17 protein-coding genes are annotated in these 14,561 nt (G+C 68.4%); 6 read left to right on the forward strand and 11 right to left on the reverse strand.

From position 1 onward, the window contains the following. Positions 1 to 6 precede the first annotated feature (6 nt). The 3 genes from KQ304_RS00240 to KQ304_RS00250 all read right to left on the reverse strand — a co-directional run bounded on the left by KQ304_RS00240 (position 7) and on the right by KQ304_RS00250 (position 2,284). Positions 7 to 528, reverse strand: coding sequence for a hypothetical protein (locus KQ304_RS00240; RefSeq protein ID WP_259735120.1), 522 nt, complete (start codon positions 526 to 528; stop codon positions 7 to 9). Next, positions 528 to 1,511 carry a glycosyltransferase gene (locus tag KQ304_RS00245; protein WP_399228005.1) on the reverse strand — a complete coding sequence of 328 codons (984 nt, stop codon included), beginning with the start codon at positions 1,509 to 1,511 and terminating at the stop codon, positions 528 to 530. The genes KQ304_RS00240 and KQ304_RS00245 overlap by 1 nt, the downstream gene beginning before the upstream one ends. Positions 1,512 to 1,681: 170 nt before the next feature. Next, positions 1,682 to 2,284: a triacylglycerol lipase gene (locus KQ304_RS00250; protein ID WP_259735122.1), complete on the reverse strand. Its 603-nt coding sequence runs from the start codon at positions 2,282 to 2,284 to the stop codon at positions 1,682 to 1,684. Positions 2,285 to 2,528: 244 nt separating this feature from the next. Between KQ304_RS00250 and KQ304_RS00255 the strand changes: the two genes are divergently transcribed. Together KQ304_RS00255 and KQ304_RS00260 are read left to right on the forward strand one after the other, a co-directional pair. Next, entirely contained in the window at positions 2,529 to 3,026 is a 498-nt protein-coding gene (locus KQ304_RS00255) for a hypothetical protein (protein ID WP_399228007.1), read from the forward strand. A 76-nt stretch (positions 3,027 to 3,102) separates the two neighbouring features. Further along, a complete protein-coding gene (locus tag KQ304_RS00260; RefSeq protein WP_259735123.1) occupies positions 3,103 to 3,696 on the forward strand; it encodes a YbhB/YbcL family Raf kinase inhibitor-like protein in 594 nt (197 codons plus the stop codon). Between the two features lie 28 nt (positions 3,697 to 3,724). On the opposite strand, the gene KQ304_RS00265 is transcribed toward KQ304_RS00260, so the two are convergent. Then, the gene (locus KQ304_RS00265) at positions 3,725 to 3,940 is read right to left on the reverse strand and encodes a chlorophyll a/b-binding protein (RefSeq protein ID WP_259735124.1); all 216 of its coding nucleotides are present in this window, start codon (positions 3,938 to 3,940) and stop codon (positions 3,725 to 3,727) included. Positions 3,941 to 4,047: 107 nt separating this feature from the next. Beyond that, positions 4,048 to 4,434, reverse strand: a complete 387-nt coding sequence (locus KQ304_RS00270; protein WP_259735125.1) for a VOC family protein — start codon at positions 4,432 to 4,434, stop codon at positions 4,048 to 4,050. Here KQ304_RS00270 and KQ304_RS00275 point away from each other — a divergent pair. Continuing rightward, positions 4,409 to 5,596, forward strand: a complete 1,188-nt coding sequence (locus tag KQ304_RS00275; protein WP_259735126.1) for a metallophosphoesterase — start codon at positions 4,409 to 4,411, stop codon at positions 5,594 to 5,596. The two genes, KQ304_RS00270 and KQ304_RS00275, sit on opposite strands and share 26 nt — an antisense overlap. Here KQ304_RS00275 and KQ304_RS00280 read toward each other — a convergent pair. Continuing rightward, positions 5,583 to 6,533: an isopenicillin N synthase family oxygenase gene (locus KQ304_RS00280; protein WP_259735127.1), complete on the reverse strand. Its 951-nt coding sequence runs from the start codon at positions 6,531 to 6,533 to the stop codon at positions 5,583 to 5,585. The genes KQ304_RS00275 and KQ304_RS00280 overlap by 14 nt on opposite strands. Positions 6,534 to 6,542: 9 nt before the next feature. Then, on the reverse strand, positions 6,543 to 7,697 hold the full coding sequence (locus tag KQ304_RS00285) for a class I SAM-dependent methyltransferase (protein ID WP_259735128.1): 1,155 nt from the start codon (positions 7,695 to 7,697) through the stop codon (positions 6,543 to 6,545). 47 nt (positions 7,698 to 7,744) lie between these two features. Between KQ304_RS00285 and KQ304_RS00290 the strand changes: the two genes are divergently transcribed. Further along, positions 7,745 to 8,584: a TPM domain-containing protein gene (locus KQ304_RS00290; RefSeq protein WP_259735129.1), complete on the forward strand. Its 840-nt coding sequence runs from the start codon at positions 7,745 to 7,747 to the stop codon at positions 8,582 to 8,584. 21 nt (positions 8,585 to 8,605) lie between these two features. On the opposite strand, the gene KQ304_RS00295 is transcribed toward KQ304_RS00290, so the two are convergent. The 3 genes from KQ304_RS00295 to KQ304_RS00305 form a co-directional block, all read right to left on the reverse strand. Beyond that, positions 8,606 to 9,367, reverse strand: coding sequence for a glycoside hydrolase family 104 protein (locus KQ304_RS00295; protein WP_259735130.1), 762 nt, complete (start codon positions 9,365 to 9,367; stop codon positions 8,606 to 8,608). Between the two features lie 501 nt (positions 9,368 to 9,868). Continuing rightward, positions 9,869 to 10,936, reverse strand: a complete 1,068-nt coding sequence (locus KQ304_RS00300) for a hypothetical protein (protein WP_259735131.1) — start codon at positions 10,934 to 10,936, stop codon at positions 9,869 to 9,871. After that, the gene (locus tag KQ304_RS00305; protein ID WP_259735132.1) at positions 10,930 to 11,817 is read right to left on the reverse strand and encodes a TIGR04168 family protein; all 888 of its coding nucleotides are present in this window, start codon (positions 11,815 to 11,817) and stop codon (positions 10,930 to 10,932) included. Before KQ304_RS00305 ends, KQ304_RS00300 begins: the two co-directional genes overlap by 7 nt. 63 nt (positions 11,818 to 11,880) lie before the next feature. Between KQ304_RS00305 and nadA the strand changes: the two genes are divergently transcribed. Further along, entirely contained in the window at positions 11,881 to 12,837 is a 957-nt protein-coding gene (nadA, locus tag KQ304_RS00310) for a quinolinate synthase NadA (protein ID WP_259735133.1), read from the forward strand. Positions 12,838 to 12,858: 21 nt separating this feature from the next. Here the strand turns inward: nadA and KQ304_RS00315 are convergent, their stop codons facing one another. Further along, the gene (locus tag KQ304_RS00315) at positions 12,859 to 13,044 is read right to left on the reverse strand and encodes a quinolinate synthetase (protein ID WP_259735134.1); all 186 of its coding nucleotides are present in this window, start codon (positions 13,042 to 13,044) and stop codon (positions 12,859 to 12,861) included. A gap of 175 nt (positions 13,045 to 13,219) precedes the next feature. On the opposite strand from KQ304_RS00315, the gene KQ304_RS00320 reads away from it, so the two are divergent. Continuing rightward, positions 13,220 to 14,299 (forward strand): ligase-associated DNA damage response exonuclease, encoded by a 1,080-nt coding sequence (locus tag KQ304_RS00320; RefSeq protein WP_259735135.1) that lies wholly within the window; start codon positions 13,220 to 13,222, stop codon positions 14,297 to 14,299. Positions 14,300 to 14,561 lie beyond the last annotated feature (262 nt).

The raw sequence follows: 14,561 nt of genomic DNA on the forward strand, positions 1-14,561 counted from the left end.
ACCCCCTCAGCCCCCCATGGAGGAACGCTGACGCTGGTTGGGGTGTTGCCTGCCGAGTGTCCGGCGCAGCGTCCTACCGAGGCGCAATCGGTTGTAGCGCTGCAGCAGCAGGCAGGGCAGGTTGAACAGGGTCGCGAAGAGCAGGTTGATCAGCACCCCAGCCGGAGGCAGCCAAAGGGCCGTGACCATCCAAGCGGGCCAGAGCAGGCAGTGCACCAGCTCCGCCCGACGGGTCTCCAGGCTGAGCCGTTGCAGGGCCAACGGGTCACGACGGGCCAGGCTCCCCTTGCGGATGCCTCCGGGTAGGGCGTTACCGGCATCGGGGATCCAGGGCTTCCAGATCCGGATCCGCAGCCACTGTTCGTAGAACCGCAGCGGTGCCGCACCCGGATGGTCAGGTTGGCAGGGATCACGCCCGCCGAGCAGCCGATCCGGAAGTTGGTTGGCGAGGGCCCCGATCACCAGCGACCAGACCAACCACAGCATCGCCGTGGCGACCACCGCACCCCATCCACTGAGTGTGGCCATCAACGGGTGCTGAACAGGCGGCCCTTCCAGAGCACCTCACCGCTCTCCAGTTTGACAATTGCCTGCACAAATACCCCGAGGAAGAACAGCACCGGGATGGGGAACAGCAGATTGATCCAGGTGAAGCGACCAATCGACCGGGTGATCACCAGCAGCTGGATCACATAGGCCCCGTAGACCAGCGCATTGCTGAGTATGGAGTGGTCACCCACCAGTGGCCAACCCAGGAGCGAGGCCGGCAGGCACCAGGCGGCCCAGAACAGGCCGGAGAGCCAAAGCACTACCGCCAGCATCCAGATCCAGCGCACTTCACCGGCAGCAGTGGCGAAATTCTTGTTGAACCCCACCACCATGTCGCGCAGTCCGCCCGGGTACATGCGGTAGGCGATCTGGCCATGGCCGAGGAACGCGCTCACCGGCAGAGCGGCCCGTTCGTAGGCATGGGCCAGGAACCAGTCCTCGACCACCTTGCCGGCGACGGCCTCATGACCGCCGCTGCGGTCATAGTCGGCGCGGCTGGTGACCATCGCCGGCCCGAAAGCCACCCCACAGGCGGCCCCCAAGGGCACGGCCATCAAGCCCACCAGGTTGAACAACAAGGAGAGCTGCTCATAGGGCTTCTCCGTGCGGTGATAGGGCTGCACCGACACCAGCCCACCGAGCTGCTGGTGCGCCGCCACCAGGCACTGGAGGAAGTCAGGGGTGGGCTCGGTGTCGGCATCAAGGAACATCAACAGCTCCCCCCGACTGGCCAACACGCCGTTGTGCAGGGCCCAGGTCTTCCCGCACCAGCCCTGGGGCAAAGAGGGCGCAGCGCACACGGTCACAGTGAGGTCGCTCCAGGGCTCACTGGCGATGGCGGTGGTGAGATCTGTGGAGTGGTCGTCGATCACGATCACCTCCAGGGGCATCAGGCTCTGTCGGGCAAGACAACTCAGTAGACGGGGAAGCGTGGACTCCTCGTTACGGGCTGGGATCAGCACGGAAAGCCTGGGCGGGTCCACTGGCGAGCCCCGGGGAAGCACGGGAAACCGCAGGCCCAAGACCCAGCCCACGAGCCACCGCACCACGATCGAAACGCCAACCCAGCCCATGGACAGCAAACCAGCTGAACCAATCAATCCTATGGGCAGGGGGAACGCCCAGGGCTCGCTCACTCTCGGATCAACTCCTTGGCCAGAGGTCTGATGGCGGCCTGGTCCCGCAGCAGCTGGGGATGGGTCGCCACAGGCAGCTGCGTCCTTGCACCGATCGGGAGAACGGCTCGCCATCCCGGAAGCACGGCCAGATCAATGGCGGAGTAGAAGCTGTGGCACTCAATGCGATGGAGGGTGTCGAGGTTGCCGTTCAGGGTCTCCAGCAGGCCACTGCCCCACTTGAGATCAGCCAGGCCCTTGAAGATGCGTCCTGGCCAGGGCTGAGCCGTGAGGGTGCCCTGCTGGGGGCTGCCCACGCTGATGAAGCGACGTGTCCGCTCGTGTCCCCCCTGGAGCTGAATCCAGGTGCGGGCAATGACGCCACCGATCGAGAAGCCCAGCAGGTCGATGGGGTCGTCGAGTCCCAGGTTTTCCCGGATGTGGGCTCCCAGCAGTTCAGCGGCCTCTGCGATCGGGGTGAGACCCAGGCGCAGCGGCAGTGCCGGGATGAGGAGAGCCTGTCGGCGCCCCCCCAGCGCCTGACGGAGTCGGTTGAACACCGCTGGACTGTCCAGCAGCCCATGAACCAGAACCAGGGGAGGAGTCGAAATCAAGAGCACGCTGATGAAGCCTATCCATTCAAAACGATGACAACCCTGAGCAGTGAAAAGCGTGAACACCCCACCGGCGGGGGGCAAGAACTCTTGCGCTGTGATTCCAGCGGGGCCCAACAGCTCCTGGCGCTCGATCCGGCCATGGCGCGCTTCCTTGCCGGGTGATGAGTGGCACAATGCCGCTCATCACTGGGATGGGAGCATGGCCACAGCCAAGGCGAGCAGAGGCCACCAGTTCCATCCACTGACCTTGCTACGGGGTCACGGTCTTGGGCTGAGCCTGACTCTGGGGCTGGCAGGGGCCGGCGGCCTGGTGCTGGGCCTGCCGAGCGCGGGCCTGGCTGAGGCCCCACCCAAGTGCACCTTCCTCAATCCGATCGGCGGTAACGGCGTCAGCCCGATCGTGGCCAAGTCGGTGGGGCGCGACAAATTGATCGGCCGATCGAACTGGAACACGGATTTCATCGTGGATCAGCCCTTCACCAGCTTCAAGTTCTTCTTCACCGCCAACTCCTCCGACAGCGGCGCCAAGTACCCCGTGGAGGCCTTCATGAAATTCAGCGATGGCAGCTCGCTTCAGGTGGTGAATGAAACGATGAATCCACCGATCGGCACCGGTCGCATGTTCGGTCCCTTTGCGGCCGTCGCCGGCAAGCAGGCCAGCCAGATGAACTTCAAGGTGGGAGCCAGCAGCGACCCCGGCGCCCTGGGGTTCAGCTACCGCATCTCCGTTCAGGGCTGCCTCTGATCCAGCAGGCGCTGCCTCTGATCCAGGCCCCGGCGATGGGGCCTCATACCCTCAGCCCAGCCGCACAACCCCCGTCATGACCCTGCTCACCAGAGGCCCCTCAGGGATCAAGGGAACGGCAGCAGCCCTGCTGGCTGTGGTGGCCACCAGCAGCTGGGGAGCCGTGGTCCGCTCCGGGGAGTTCAGCCTCAGCAGTCCCCAGATCCAAGCCAACGGCAGCATCGCCGCCAGACACGTATTCAATGGCTTTGGCTGCACGGGGGAGAACATCTCACCGGCCCTGAGCTGGAGTGGAGCCCCGCCCCAGACCCAGAGCTTCGCCCTGCTGGTGCACGACAGCGATGCCCCCACCGGCGGCAGTGGTTGGTGGCACTGGCTGGTGGTGGACATCCCCGCCGGCAGCTCCCAGCTCAAGGCCGGCGCGGGCACTGCGGATGGGAAGGGCCTTCCTGCCGCTGCCCGTCAGATCCGCGGCGACTACGGCAGCCCCGGCTGGGGCGGGCCCTGCCCGCCGCTGGGCAACGCCCCCCACCGCTACACCTTCACCCTGCACGCCCTCAAGGTGAAGACCCTGGAGCTGCCGCCCGACCCCTCAGCCGCTCTGGTGGGCTTCGTGGTCAACAGCCAGAGCCTGGGCAAGGCTTCCTTCAGCGCCCTCTACGGCCGCTGATCGCTGATCCAGCAGAGATCAGCCGGAATCAGCTCAGGTACCAGGCCAGCACGGCCCCCAGCTGGCCGACAATCCCTTGGCCGGTGAGCCACTCGCCAACGATGGCGGCGCTGAACCCCAGCATCGCGACGCGGCCATTGAGCAGCTCCACCCCGGCGAGGGCAGTGGTGTTCCAGGGGCGGCTGGTGCTGAGCCCTTCGCCGAATTTCTCCACCGGCTCGTAGCGGAAGTTGTCGCTGCTCATGATTGGTGGCTCATCGGGCAAGGATCCGAGGTGATCATTCTCGCCGGCAGGGATTCCAGCAAGGGGCAGCCTATGGGCTGGGCTGCGGACTGCGGGCTGCGCCGGCGTCAGCAGACCAGCAGCAACAGGCGATTGCCCTCCGGATCAGCGATCCAGGCCTCGGCGCCGAAGGATTCCAGCCGGGGCGCCTCCTGGGCCGTGGCCCCCAGAGCCAGGGCCTGAGCCACCCAGGCCTGCAGCTCCGGCAGGCGCTCCTCGGCGGGGCTGGAGCGTTGCAGGCAGAGGGCCAGGCGACCTGGACTGCGGGGCTGCGGCCGCTGCGATGAGGGGGCATAGATCTCGAGGCGGCCGCCGCCGGGCCAGGCCAGCCGCCAGTGGCTGGAGGCAAGGCCCTGCTGGGCTTCGCTGCCGAGCAGGGTGGCGTAGAACCCAGCCAGGCGCTGGGGCTGATCAGCCGCCAGCACCAGGGTGGTGTCGGTCTGGGCGGTGGACATGCTGGCCCTGGTGACGGCAGAAGCCACTCTGGGCGGGCAACGGCAGCATGGGGGCAGCAGCAGTGATCCAGCCATGGCCCCATCCCTCAGCCGACGTCAGGTTCTCAGCCTGGGGGGCCTGGCCCTGGGGGGGGCGGCCTTCGCCAGCTGGCAGCGGGCCCAGGCTCAGGCGACCCCAGCGGCGGCGCTGGCCGCGGGCGCTGGCTCAGGCACTGGCGGTCTGAGGCTTCCGGCCCGCGGCGACCGGCGGCTGGTGCTGATCAGTGATCTCAATGCCAGCTACGGCTCCACCAGCTACATCCCCGAGGTGGGCCAGGGGATCGCCCTGATCCCCTCCCTGCGCCCGGATCTGGTGGTCTGCGCCGGCGACATGGTGGCCGGCCAGAAGCGAAGCCTGAGCACCGCCCAGCTGCAGGCCATGTGGGCCGGCTTCGATCGCCAGGTGCTCAGGCCCCTGCGCCGCGCAGGCCTGCCCTTCGCCCCGACGATGGGCAACCACGACGCTTCCAACAGCAGGGTGGGCGGCAGCTATGCCTTCGAGCGGGAGCGGCAGGAGGCCAGCCGCTACTGGCGCCGCCAGCAGGCTGACCTCGGACTCAGCTTCGTCGACGCCTCCGGCTTTCCCTTCTTCTATTCCGTGCTGCAGGGGGAGATGTTCCTGCTGGTGCTCGACGGCTCCTCCGCTCAGATCCCAGCGGAACAACTGCGCTGGGCCGAGCGGAGCCTGGCGAGCGCTGGGGCCCGCGGCGCCAGACGCCGCCTGGTGATGGGCCACCTGCCGCTGCTGGGGGTCTCCCAGGGACGCGACACCCCAGGCAATGTGCTGGCCCAGAGCCAGGAGTTGCGCCAGCTGCTGGAGCGCCACAGGGTGGAGGCCTACATCAGCGGCCATCAGCACGCCTACTACCCCGGCCGGATCGGCCAGCTCGATCTGATTCAGCTGGGTGCGCTGGGCAGCGGACCCCGGAAGCTGCTGGGGCAGAGCGCGGCGCCGTTCCAGACCATGACCGTGCTCGATTACGACTGGAGCAGCGGTCAACGCCGGGACAGCACGCTCAACATGCGCAGCAGGCAGCTGCTGGATCCAGCCGGGCTGCCACCGCGCCTGAGCGACAGCCGCGGCCGCACCCAGGTGCGCCGCTCGGCCGTTACAGGAGGTTGATGCGGTAGAGCACCTCTTCGAGGGCATCGGCCGCCAGCACCCCGGCCTGGCGCTGGGGATGCTCCGGGGTGCAGCAGCTTGCCAGGGGCGCCAGCAGGGTGGAGGGCCGGGCGTGGCAGAACTGCACCACGCTCAGCCGCTCCTGGAGTGAGTCGGGCGGCGCCACCACCCGGTGCAGGCCGGCGGGGATCAGGCCGTTGCTGAGCCGCTCCAGCATCAGGCCGCTGTTGATGATCACCTGGCCCTCGGGCGGCAGCGCCGGCACCCAGCGGCCGTCCACCTCCACCTCCAGGCCGGCACCGGTGGCCCTGGGCAGGGCGGTGATCAGGTTGATGTCGCCGTGGGCGGCGGCCCAGAGATGGCCGGGGCCGGGGGCCGCCGCCATGGGCGGGTAGCGGATGGCGCGGCTGAGGGTGGGGGCCTCGCTGACCATCTCCTCGAAGAAGCCCTCTGCCGCCCCCAGGCCCAGGGCGATCACCCGCAGGACGCGCCGCTGCAGATCAGCCAGCGCCGCATGGAAACTCAGCAGCACCGCGGTGATGCCGGGCACCACGGCTTCCGGCAGCAGCGGCTCGGGGTAGAGCAGCGGATAGCGGCGGCGCAGGGGGTGGGCGGCCGGGATCGGCGCCGACCAATTGAGCATCTCCTTCCAGTCGGCCCGCTCGCTGCCGGCGGCGGTTTCCACCAGCAGACCGGTGTAACCCGTCTGGCCTGAGGCCCCAGCGGCCGTGAAGCGACCCTTGCTCTCGGCCTCGAGGGCAAAGAAGCGGGCCAGCATCCCGTAGGCCGAATCGAGCAGATCCGTGGAGAGATCGCTGCTGGTGTAAAGGAAGCCGGTGGCCAGGCTGCGCCTCACCCCCTCCACCACCGCCCGCCGGCGCCGCTCGTCACCCCGCTCGAAGGCCAGCAGATCGACATCGAGGATCGAGGACTCCATCGGCGCAAGCTACGCCTCACCGCTCGGATCCTGCAGGAACAGCTCGGCGCTGGAGGCCATGGCCGGCGCGGCCTCGCCGCGGCTGAAGGCCAGCCAGCGGAAGTCGCCGAGGGCGGCGGGATCCACCAGGCGCAGCAGGGCCTCACGCCGGGCCAGCAGATCGGCCAGTGGGCCCGGCTGCTGCAGGCCGTGCAGGCGCTGGGCCAGTCCCAGGGCCAGCAGGGCTTCCCCCTGGCGGCGCTGGCCCAGGCAGCTCCAGCCGCCCGCCTCGGCGGCCTCCAGCACGCTCTCGATGCAGAGGTGTGCGGTGAGGTCCCACTGGCCGGGCTCCTGCAGCGGATCGGCGCTGGCCCGCTGGGCGCGGTAGGCCATCAAGGTGCCGTTGCTGCGCTGGGGGGCGTAGAAGCGCCAGGCCTCATGGGCGTAGTCGATCACCAGCAGGCGGCCGCGGGCCACAGCGGCGGCGCAGGCCGCCAGCCACGGGGCCAGCCCAGGGTGGAGTTCGCTGCACCAGCCCTCGGGGCGCCGTGGATCGTGGGGCAGCAGCCCGAGGGGCTCCAGTCGCGCCTGATCCTCCGGCTCCAGGGGTTCGCCGGGCTCCAGCCGCAACACCCCCTGCTGGAGCGTTATGTGCTGGCGGCGCCACTGCTCCCCGCAACGCTCGATTCGCTCCACCGCCAGGGCATCGAGCACCTCATGGGCCAGCACCACAGCGTTGAGCGGAGCGGCGGCCATCTCCTCAAAGCTGCTCCAGCGCAGCGGCAGCGGGCAGCCCTGGAGGCGCTGACGCTGGCGGGCCGCCATGCCGGCGTTGGGCTCCACCAGCACCAGCTCCAGCCGCTGGGCCAGCTGGGGCCAGCCGGCGGCCAGGGCCTCGGCCAGCTGGGCCGCCAGGTTGCCCTCGCCGGGGCCGGTCTCCACGAGGCTGAGGCGGCCGCCCGGCAGATCCTCCAGCCAGCGGGCGAGCTGGGGGGCGAGCAGGGCCGCGAACTCCGGGCCCAGAGATGGGGCGGTGGCGAAATCACCGCCGGGGCCGATGCTGAGGCGGCCGGCACCGTAGGCGCCGTGATCGGGGTCGTGGAGCACCCACTCCATGTAGGTGCGAAAGGGCACGCTGCCGCCGGCCTGGAGCAGGCGCTCATGGAGCCAGGCGGGCAGGGACACGGCCGGGAGGCAGCTCAGGGAGAATGCAGGGCCACTGAAGCAGCCGCATGGCCCCTGGCGCCAGATCTCTCCTCCGCACCATCCTTGCCGGTCTGGCCGCCCTGGTGCTGCTGCTGGCGCCGCTGGGGGGGGCGGCGGGCGGGATGGCCCAGGCCGCCGACAATCCCTCGCTGCTGCCGGATCACCCCACCCCCGTGATCGATCTGGCCCGGGCGCTCACCGATGGCCAGCGCGCCAGCCTGGAGGAGCACCTGGAGGCGTTTGAGACCAGCAGCGGCTGGAAGCTGCGGGTGCTCACCCAGTACGAACGCACCCCTGGCCTGGCGGTGAAGCAGTTCTGGGGGCTGGATGAGCGCAGCCTGCTGCTGGTGGCCGATCCCCGCGGCGGCAACCTGCTCAATTTCAATGTGGGCGATGCGCTCTTCGCGCTGATGCCGCGCACCTTCTGGGTGGAGCTGCAGACCCGCTTTGGAAACCAGTACTACGTGCGGGACCACGGCGAAGACGGAGCGATTGTCGATGCACTCGCGGCGGTGGAAACCTGCCTGGAACGCGGCGGCTGCCAGGTGGTGCCCGGCCTGCCCCAGGAGCAGTGGCTGCTCACCTTCTGCACGTCACTGCTGGGCGGCCTGATCGTGGGTTTCGCCGGCTATCCGCGCAAACAGGGCGATGTTGTGGCCTGGAGCTGGATCCTGCTGCTCTCGCCGCTGTGGGTGATGCTCTTCGTGGTCTTCGGACTGGGGCCTGTGGTGACCCGCACCTCCGATCTGCTGCCGGTGCTGCGCAATGCGCTGGGCTTCCTGGGCGGAGCCGTTGGGGCCTACCTCATCGCCCAGAAAACCTTGGGGATTCCGGGCGCCACTGAGGGGTCCGGCAGCGGCGAATGAAGCCCTGCCCCTGCGGGTAACTCAGCGGCCGGCGCTGGCTTCCTGCAGGGCGCAGCTGAGGCTGCCGCCGGTGCAGGCGGGCTTCAGGGGAGGAGCGGCCTGGGCCACATCCGTGCGCAGGGTCCTGTTGGCCTCGATGGCGCGCAGGCTGGCCAGATTGGCCTCATAGAAGGCCCTGAGCTGGCTGTAGCGCTTCACCGGCTGGCCGTAGAAGCTGCGGCCGGCCAGGGTGGGGAAGGAAGCCCATTCCGGCGCCAGCTTGGCGGTCAGTTCGGGGGTGAGCACACCGCGATCAGTCTTGGCCAGGGCGCCACGGCGCTGAATCAGGAAAATGGCGGCCTGATCCTGCACTTCGGGACCGAAGCCCCGGATACCCAGGGCACGGGTGGCCATGGCCCAGGTGGGCGGCATGAACTGGTAGGCACCGGCGGCGGCGCTGGCGTAACCCACGGTGCGGTTGACCCGATCGGGGTGGCGATCCAGAGAGGCCATCAGGCTGCCGCCGAACATGATCCGGTAACCGACGTCTTCACCGTTGGCCCAGGTGCCCTCAGCGAAGCGGATGGTGTTGAGCAGAGCCCGCCGCTCAGGGGTGATCTCAAAGACGGCGCGCATCCCCGGCAGGTTCTGGGGAGTGGCGATCGCCAGCGAACGGGGCTCGCTGACTGGTGCCTCACCGGGCAGGCGGATCTCCTGCCAGGAGGTGGCGTGGGCTGGTGCGCTGATGGCGACCACCAGAGCCGGCAGGAGGAGGCGACTGAGGCGGGAGACAGTAGCGAGCAAAGGATTCAGGGGAGAAAGAATAGTTGCAGGCACGCTTGAGCCCGGTGGATTCCCTAGGAATCGGCCGGAAGCTGCGCTGCTGTGTTGAAGAAAAGATTTGGAGAGGGAACTTGAGCCGTTCGTAACTGCTGAGCGGGGCAAGAACTGATGGAGCGAGAAGATCTGATGACGTCGATCAGAAACACTGATGAATGCAATCAGGCTTGTTGATCGGTGAAGAACTCAGAGAAAACCGTCGAAGCGATGGAAGACTACATCTCGGCTGGCTTTGGATGCAGGCCAATGTGTCGAACGGGCCCTTCTCCGGGGATCGTATTAGTGACAGTCGCACAACCGTCCACCGGCTATCAGAATTGGCTGCCGGGTTCACATCACTGTTCAGCACAGGGTTTGTTGATGCAAAATCATTCGACACTCTGATCATCAGTTCTGCTGATTGAGGCTCCTAACGCGGTAGCGACCGACACAAGATCGCTTGCGCTGCAATGCTCCCCAGCAATCTCAGCTGTAGGCGAGCGCCTGATCTTCCAGCCAGCTGGCCGCCTGCTGGGCCCCGTCCAGCGCCAGGGGACCCACGGCGGCCGGCTGCAGGGGCTGATCCAGTTCCCAGTCGCCGCAGCGCAGTTGTTCCTGGCTGAGCAGGCGGTGGCGGCCATGGCGGCGCAGCGCCTCCTCCAGCACAGGCGCCTCGGCAAAGCCCTCGCGGTGCACCAGATGAATGCCCACATCGTGGGCCAGGGCCTCACAGAAGCTGCTGTATCCGGGCTTGGTGATCAATCGCTCCACCAGCGGCATGAACTCCAGCAGGCGCAGTCCCTGGGGCAACTGGCGCACATGGGCCGCCCCCGCGGCCGAGGGATCGGTGCTCACGAACACCCGATCGGGCCAGCGGTGGAAGGGCTCCTCCCCCAGCTCGAAGCCCAGCCCACCGAAGCTCACCAGCACGCAGCGGCTGCGCTCGGGCAACTCCAGCCGCCGGCGCAGGTCTTCGGCCCGCTGCCGCGGAGGGGCCACGGTGAGGCCCACCCGGATCTCCGGCAGTCCCCAGTCCATCGGCATCGCCAAGGGGCAGTGGATCAGCCCCTGGCCCTGGCGGTAGAGCAGGCGGCAGCGCTCAGCCCAGACCAGAAAGGGGCCGCCCATGGGGCTGTAGATGGCATCCCAGCCGAAATTGCCCACCCAGATCAGCGGCCAGCCGCCGGCCTGCGCCAGCCGCGCCAGCGCCGGTGGCACATCGCCGAGCAGCAGCACCGGTCCGGCCTGGGCCCTGAGCCAGCGGGCCTCTGCGGCGATCTGATCAGGCAGGCGCCGCTCCAGCTCATCGAGGGCCATGAGGGTGGCGGCGGGGTCAGCGCCGAGGGCATCGGCCTGCACCACCCCCACATCCCAGCCGCAGGGGCGCAGTTCAAAGGGCACCTCTCCCAGGACCGTGCCCAGGAATGCCGCCGGCAGGGAGGTGGAGAGCACCAGCCGCCAGCCGGGCTGACGCTGGGCCAGGGCCAGCAGGATGGCGCCGCTGCGGGAACCGTGGCCATAGCCGTGGCCGCTGATGGCGGCGTAGATCAGCACGGCAGCGCTTCGGGTTGATCACCCACCGCCTGCTGCTGGACCAGGGGTTGCTGGTGCAGCCGCTGCTCGTAGAGCAACCGCCCCGTGTCCGGCTCGTACCAACGGTGGCTGGCGTGGATCAGCTGGCCCTGGTCCAGCTCCACCCAGGAGAGATGACAGAGCTGCCGCCCCTCCCCATCGACGGCATGGCGCGGCACGAAGGCGGCATTGAGATAGGCGGTGCCGCGGCGATCGATCAGGAAGCTGCGCCGCTCCCCCCGCCCGCGCTTGAGGGCGTGGTGCATGTGCCCGAAGACCACCAGCGGCAGGGGCCGCTCGACGCGGATCTGCTCGATCGCCTGGGCCAGGTCCTGGTCGCCCCAGTCGCAGGCGGGAGATTTCCAGTCGCGGCCGCAGGGATCGCTGGCGGTGCTGCCCAGGCCACTGGGACCGCAGTGGGCGAGGAGCACCAGGGGCAGGCGCGGGTCGGCCGAGAGGGCCGCCGCGGCGATCCGCCCGGCCGACTCCGCCAGTTCGACGGGACCCCAGAGGGCCTGCACCGCCCTGGAGAGGTGATGGCCGCCACCGGCACTGCCGGGACGGCCACCCACCACCGCAAGACCGGGTGGATCGAGGTGGCGCAGGGCCCAGCCGCAGTGGCGCTCACCGAGGCGGTCGATCTGGCGCTGCAGCTTGTGGCCGCTGTGGTCCTTGCCGGTGTCGTGGTTGCCGAGGATGCAGGCCACCGGCAGGGACAGGTCGGCGAGGCTGGCGGCGATGCGTTGGTGGCCGTCGCTGAGATCGCCCACCACCAGCAGGGCATCGGGAGCGATCCGGCTGAGCAGGTCCACATCCCGCCGGTCCCATTGCCCGTGCAGATCCCCGGCAATGGCAAGGCGCATGTGGGCCGTGACGACTACTCCCTTCCCTAGGCTGGAGTCATCCTGCCCCAGTTGAGGTCAAGGTTGGTTTTTGCCGCCCTTGAAGCCCCCACCGTTCCCCACGACCTGCCGGCCGCGATTAACGAGTTGCGCCGAACGCGCAGGGCCGTGATCCTCGCTCACTATTACCAGAGCCCCGAGATCCAGGACGTGGCCGATTTCATCGGCGACTCGCTGGAGCTCTCCCGCCAGGCCGCCGGCACCGACGCCGAGGTGATCGTCTTCTGCGGCGTGCACTTCATGGCCGAGACCGCCAAGATCCTCAGCCCCGGCAAAACAGTGCTGCTGCCGGATCTGGAGGCGGGCTGCTCCCTGGCCGATGCCTGCCCCGCCGATGGCTTCGCCGCCTTCCGCGCCGAGCACCCGGAGCACCTGGTGGTGAGCTACATCAACTGTTCGGCGGCGGTGAAGGCCCAGAGCGACCTGATCTGCACCAGCAGCAACGCCGTGCGCCTGGTGCAGCAGCTGCCGCCCGATCGGCCGATTCTGTTTGCGCCGGATCAGAACCTGGGCCGCTGGGTGGCACGGGAGAGTGGCCGGGAGCTCACCCTCTGGCCGGGGGGCTGCATCGTTCACGAAACCTTCAGCGAGCAGGCGCTGCTGCGGCTGAAGCTGGAGCACCCGGGCGCCGAGGTGATCGCCCACCCGGAGTGCCTGCCCAACCTGCTGGATCTGGCCGACTTCATCGGCTCCACCAGCCAGCTGCTGGCCCGCGCCGCCAGCAGCGAGGCCCAAAGCTTCCTGGTGCTCACCGAGCCCGGCATCCTCCACCAGATGCGCCTGCAGCTGCCCCACAAAACCTTCCATGAGGTGCCCGGCCAGGACGGCTGCAGCTGCAATGCCTGCCCCTACATGCGGCTGAACACGCTAGAGAAGCTGTGGCGGTGCCTGAGCACGATGAGCCCGGCGATCGAACTCGATGAACAGCTGCGGGTCAGGGCGCTGGCACCGATCCAGCGGATGCTGGAGCTGAGCGCCTGAGCAGCAGTGCCTCGATTGGCCTCAGCCACCGGGCTCAAGGATCACCATGGATTCAGCAAGACCTTGCTGTTGAGCCAGGTAGTCGCTGCAGGTGGAGGTACCGAGGCCATCGCCACCACCGGGATTGCAGAACTCCTCCATGGCCACGGAGCCCGAGCTGGAGCAGGCCGTGAGCGACACCACCAGCGCCAGCAGGAGGGAGGCCATGAAGGCACGAATCATTGACATCGAACGGGCAGGCAAAGTTCAGATGGAGGGGATGGGAAGGACTGCGCGAACTCCCACCACTCTGGCCTCCTGGGAACCCTGCTGCGCGGCCGCCAAGCCCGATCCAGCGGATGGCCCGCGGCAGACTCTGCAACGCTGCCGACTCCTTTAGCCCATGGCGCTCCCGCCCGGCGGCCTGATCCAGCTCACCCCCCAGGGGCTGTATTGCCCGGCGGCCGGCGCCTGGGTTGATCCCTGGCGGCCGGTGGCGAAGGCCCTGATCACCCACGCCCACGCCGACCATGCCCGCGCCGGCAGCGGCGCCTACTGGGCGGTGGGCGCTGGCGAGGCGGTGCTGCGCCAGCGCCTGGGGGCCGACATCGCCCTGACGCCCGTGCGCTACGGCGATGAGCTCAAGATCGGCGAGGCGGTGGTGTCGTTCCACTCGGCCGGGCACGTGCTGGGCTCCGCCCAGGTGCGGCTCACGGCCGGCGGCGAAACCTGGCTGATCAGCGGCGACTACAAACGCGACCCCGACCCCAGCTGCGCCCCGTTCGAGCCGGTGAGCGCCGATGTGCTGATCACCGAAGCCACCTTCGGTCTGCCGGTGTACCGCTGGCGGCCGGGCCGCGAGGTGGCGGCCGACATCCTCAACTGGTGGAAGGGCGCACCAGAGAAGCCATCCCTGCTGTTCGCCTATGCCTTCGGCAAAGCGCAGCGGCTGCTGGCGGAACTGGCGGCCCTGGGGGTGGAGGAGGAGGTGCTGCTGCACGGGGCCGTGCAGACCCTGATGCCCGCCTACCGGCAACAGAACATCGCCATGCTGCCCAGCCGGCCTGTGAGCGAACTGCCGCGCAGCGAAACCCTGGCGGGCCGCCTGGTGATTGCACCCCCCTCAGCCCATCGCTCGGCCTGGATGAAGCGCTTCAAGGATCCCCAGACCGCCTTCGTGAGCGGCTGGATGGCGGTGCGCGGCGCCCGGCGGCGGCGCGGCTTCGATCGCGGCTTCAGCCTCAGTGATCACGCCGACTGGGACGGCCTGCTGAACACCGTCAAGCAATCCGGCGCCCGCCAGGTGTACGTGACCCACGGCAACAGCGACGGCCTGGCCCGCTACTTGCGCGAGGTGGAGGGAATCAACGCCGCACCGCTGGGCCATGTCTTTGAAGGCGAGCGGAGTGAGGAGGGAGATGGTGAATCACTGGCTCGCGAACCCGTCGATGGGCCCGGTGTCCAAGCTCCAAGGAACCCCTGAAAAACCCGATAGAATCACCCCGATTGGCACGGGACAGTGCATCGGCGGAATTCGGGGTGGCGATACGGCCTGGCCAACGCCGGGCTCTACCGGATACACCTGAGCTGAAATAGCAGGATCTGATCAAAGCGGCAAAAGGGCACATCTGCGCCAAAGTGGAGCATCTCTTCCGGGTCATCTAGTAGCAGTTCGGCCTTCACAAGACCAGGCTGCGGGGCATGGCATGGCCAAGAACTGCTGCAAGGTCAATATTATCGCAGCA

It is taken from the genome of Synechococcus sp. CS-1329 (assembly GCF_025128055.1).
In the GTDB taxonomy this organism is placed as follows: domain Bacteria; phylum Cyanobacteriota; class Cyanobacteriia; order PCC-6307; family Cyanobiaceae; genus Regnicoccus_A.

Excerpts from the sequence above, each read along its gene's own strand:
- KQ304_RS00240 (WP_259735120.1), bottom strand. The coding sequence starts at position 528 with ATGGCCACACTCAGTGGATGGGGTGCGGTGGTCGCCACGGCGATGCTG.
- KQ304_RS00260 (WP_259735123.1), top strand. The coding sequence starts at position 3,103 with ATGACCCTGCTCACCAGAGGCCCCTCAGGGATCAAGGGAACGGCAGCA.
- KQ304_RS00265 (WP_259735124.1), bottom strand. The coding sequence starts at position 3,940 with ATGAGCAGCGACAACTTCCGCTACGAGCCGGTGGAGAAATTCGGCGAA.
- KQ304_RS00270 (WP_259735125.1), bottom strand. The coding sequence starts at position 4,434 with ATGTCCACCGCCCAGACCGACACCACCCTGGTGCTGGCGGCTGATCAG.
- KQ304_RS00280 (WP_259735127.1), bottom strand. The coding sequence starts at position 6,533 with ATGGAGTCCTCGATCCTCGATGTCGATCTGCTGGCCTTCGAGCGGGGT.
- KQ304_RS00290 (WP_259735129.1), top strand. The coding sequence starts at position 7,745 with ATGGCCCCTGGCGCCAGATCTCTCCTCCGCACCATCCTTGCCGGTCTG.
- KQ304_RS00305 (WP_259735132.1), bottom strand. The coding sequence starts at position 11,817 with ATGCGCCTTGCCATTGCCGGGGATCTGCACGGGCAATGGGACCGGCGG.
- KQ304_RS00315 (WP_259735134.1), bottom strand. The coding sequence starts at position 13,044 with ATGGCCTCCCTCCTGCTGGCGCTGGTGGTGTCGCTCACGGCCTGCTCC.
- KQ304_RS00320 (WP_259735135.1), top strand. The coding sequence starts at position 13,220 with ATGGCGCTCCCGCCCGGCGGCCTGATCCAGCTCACCCCCCAGGGGCTG.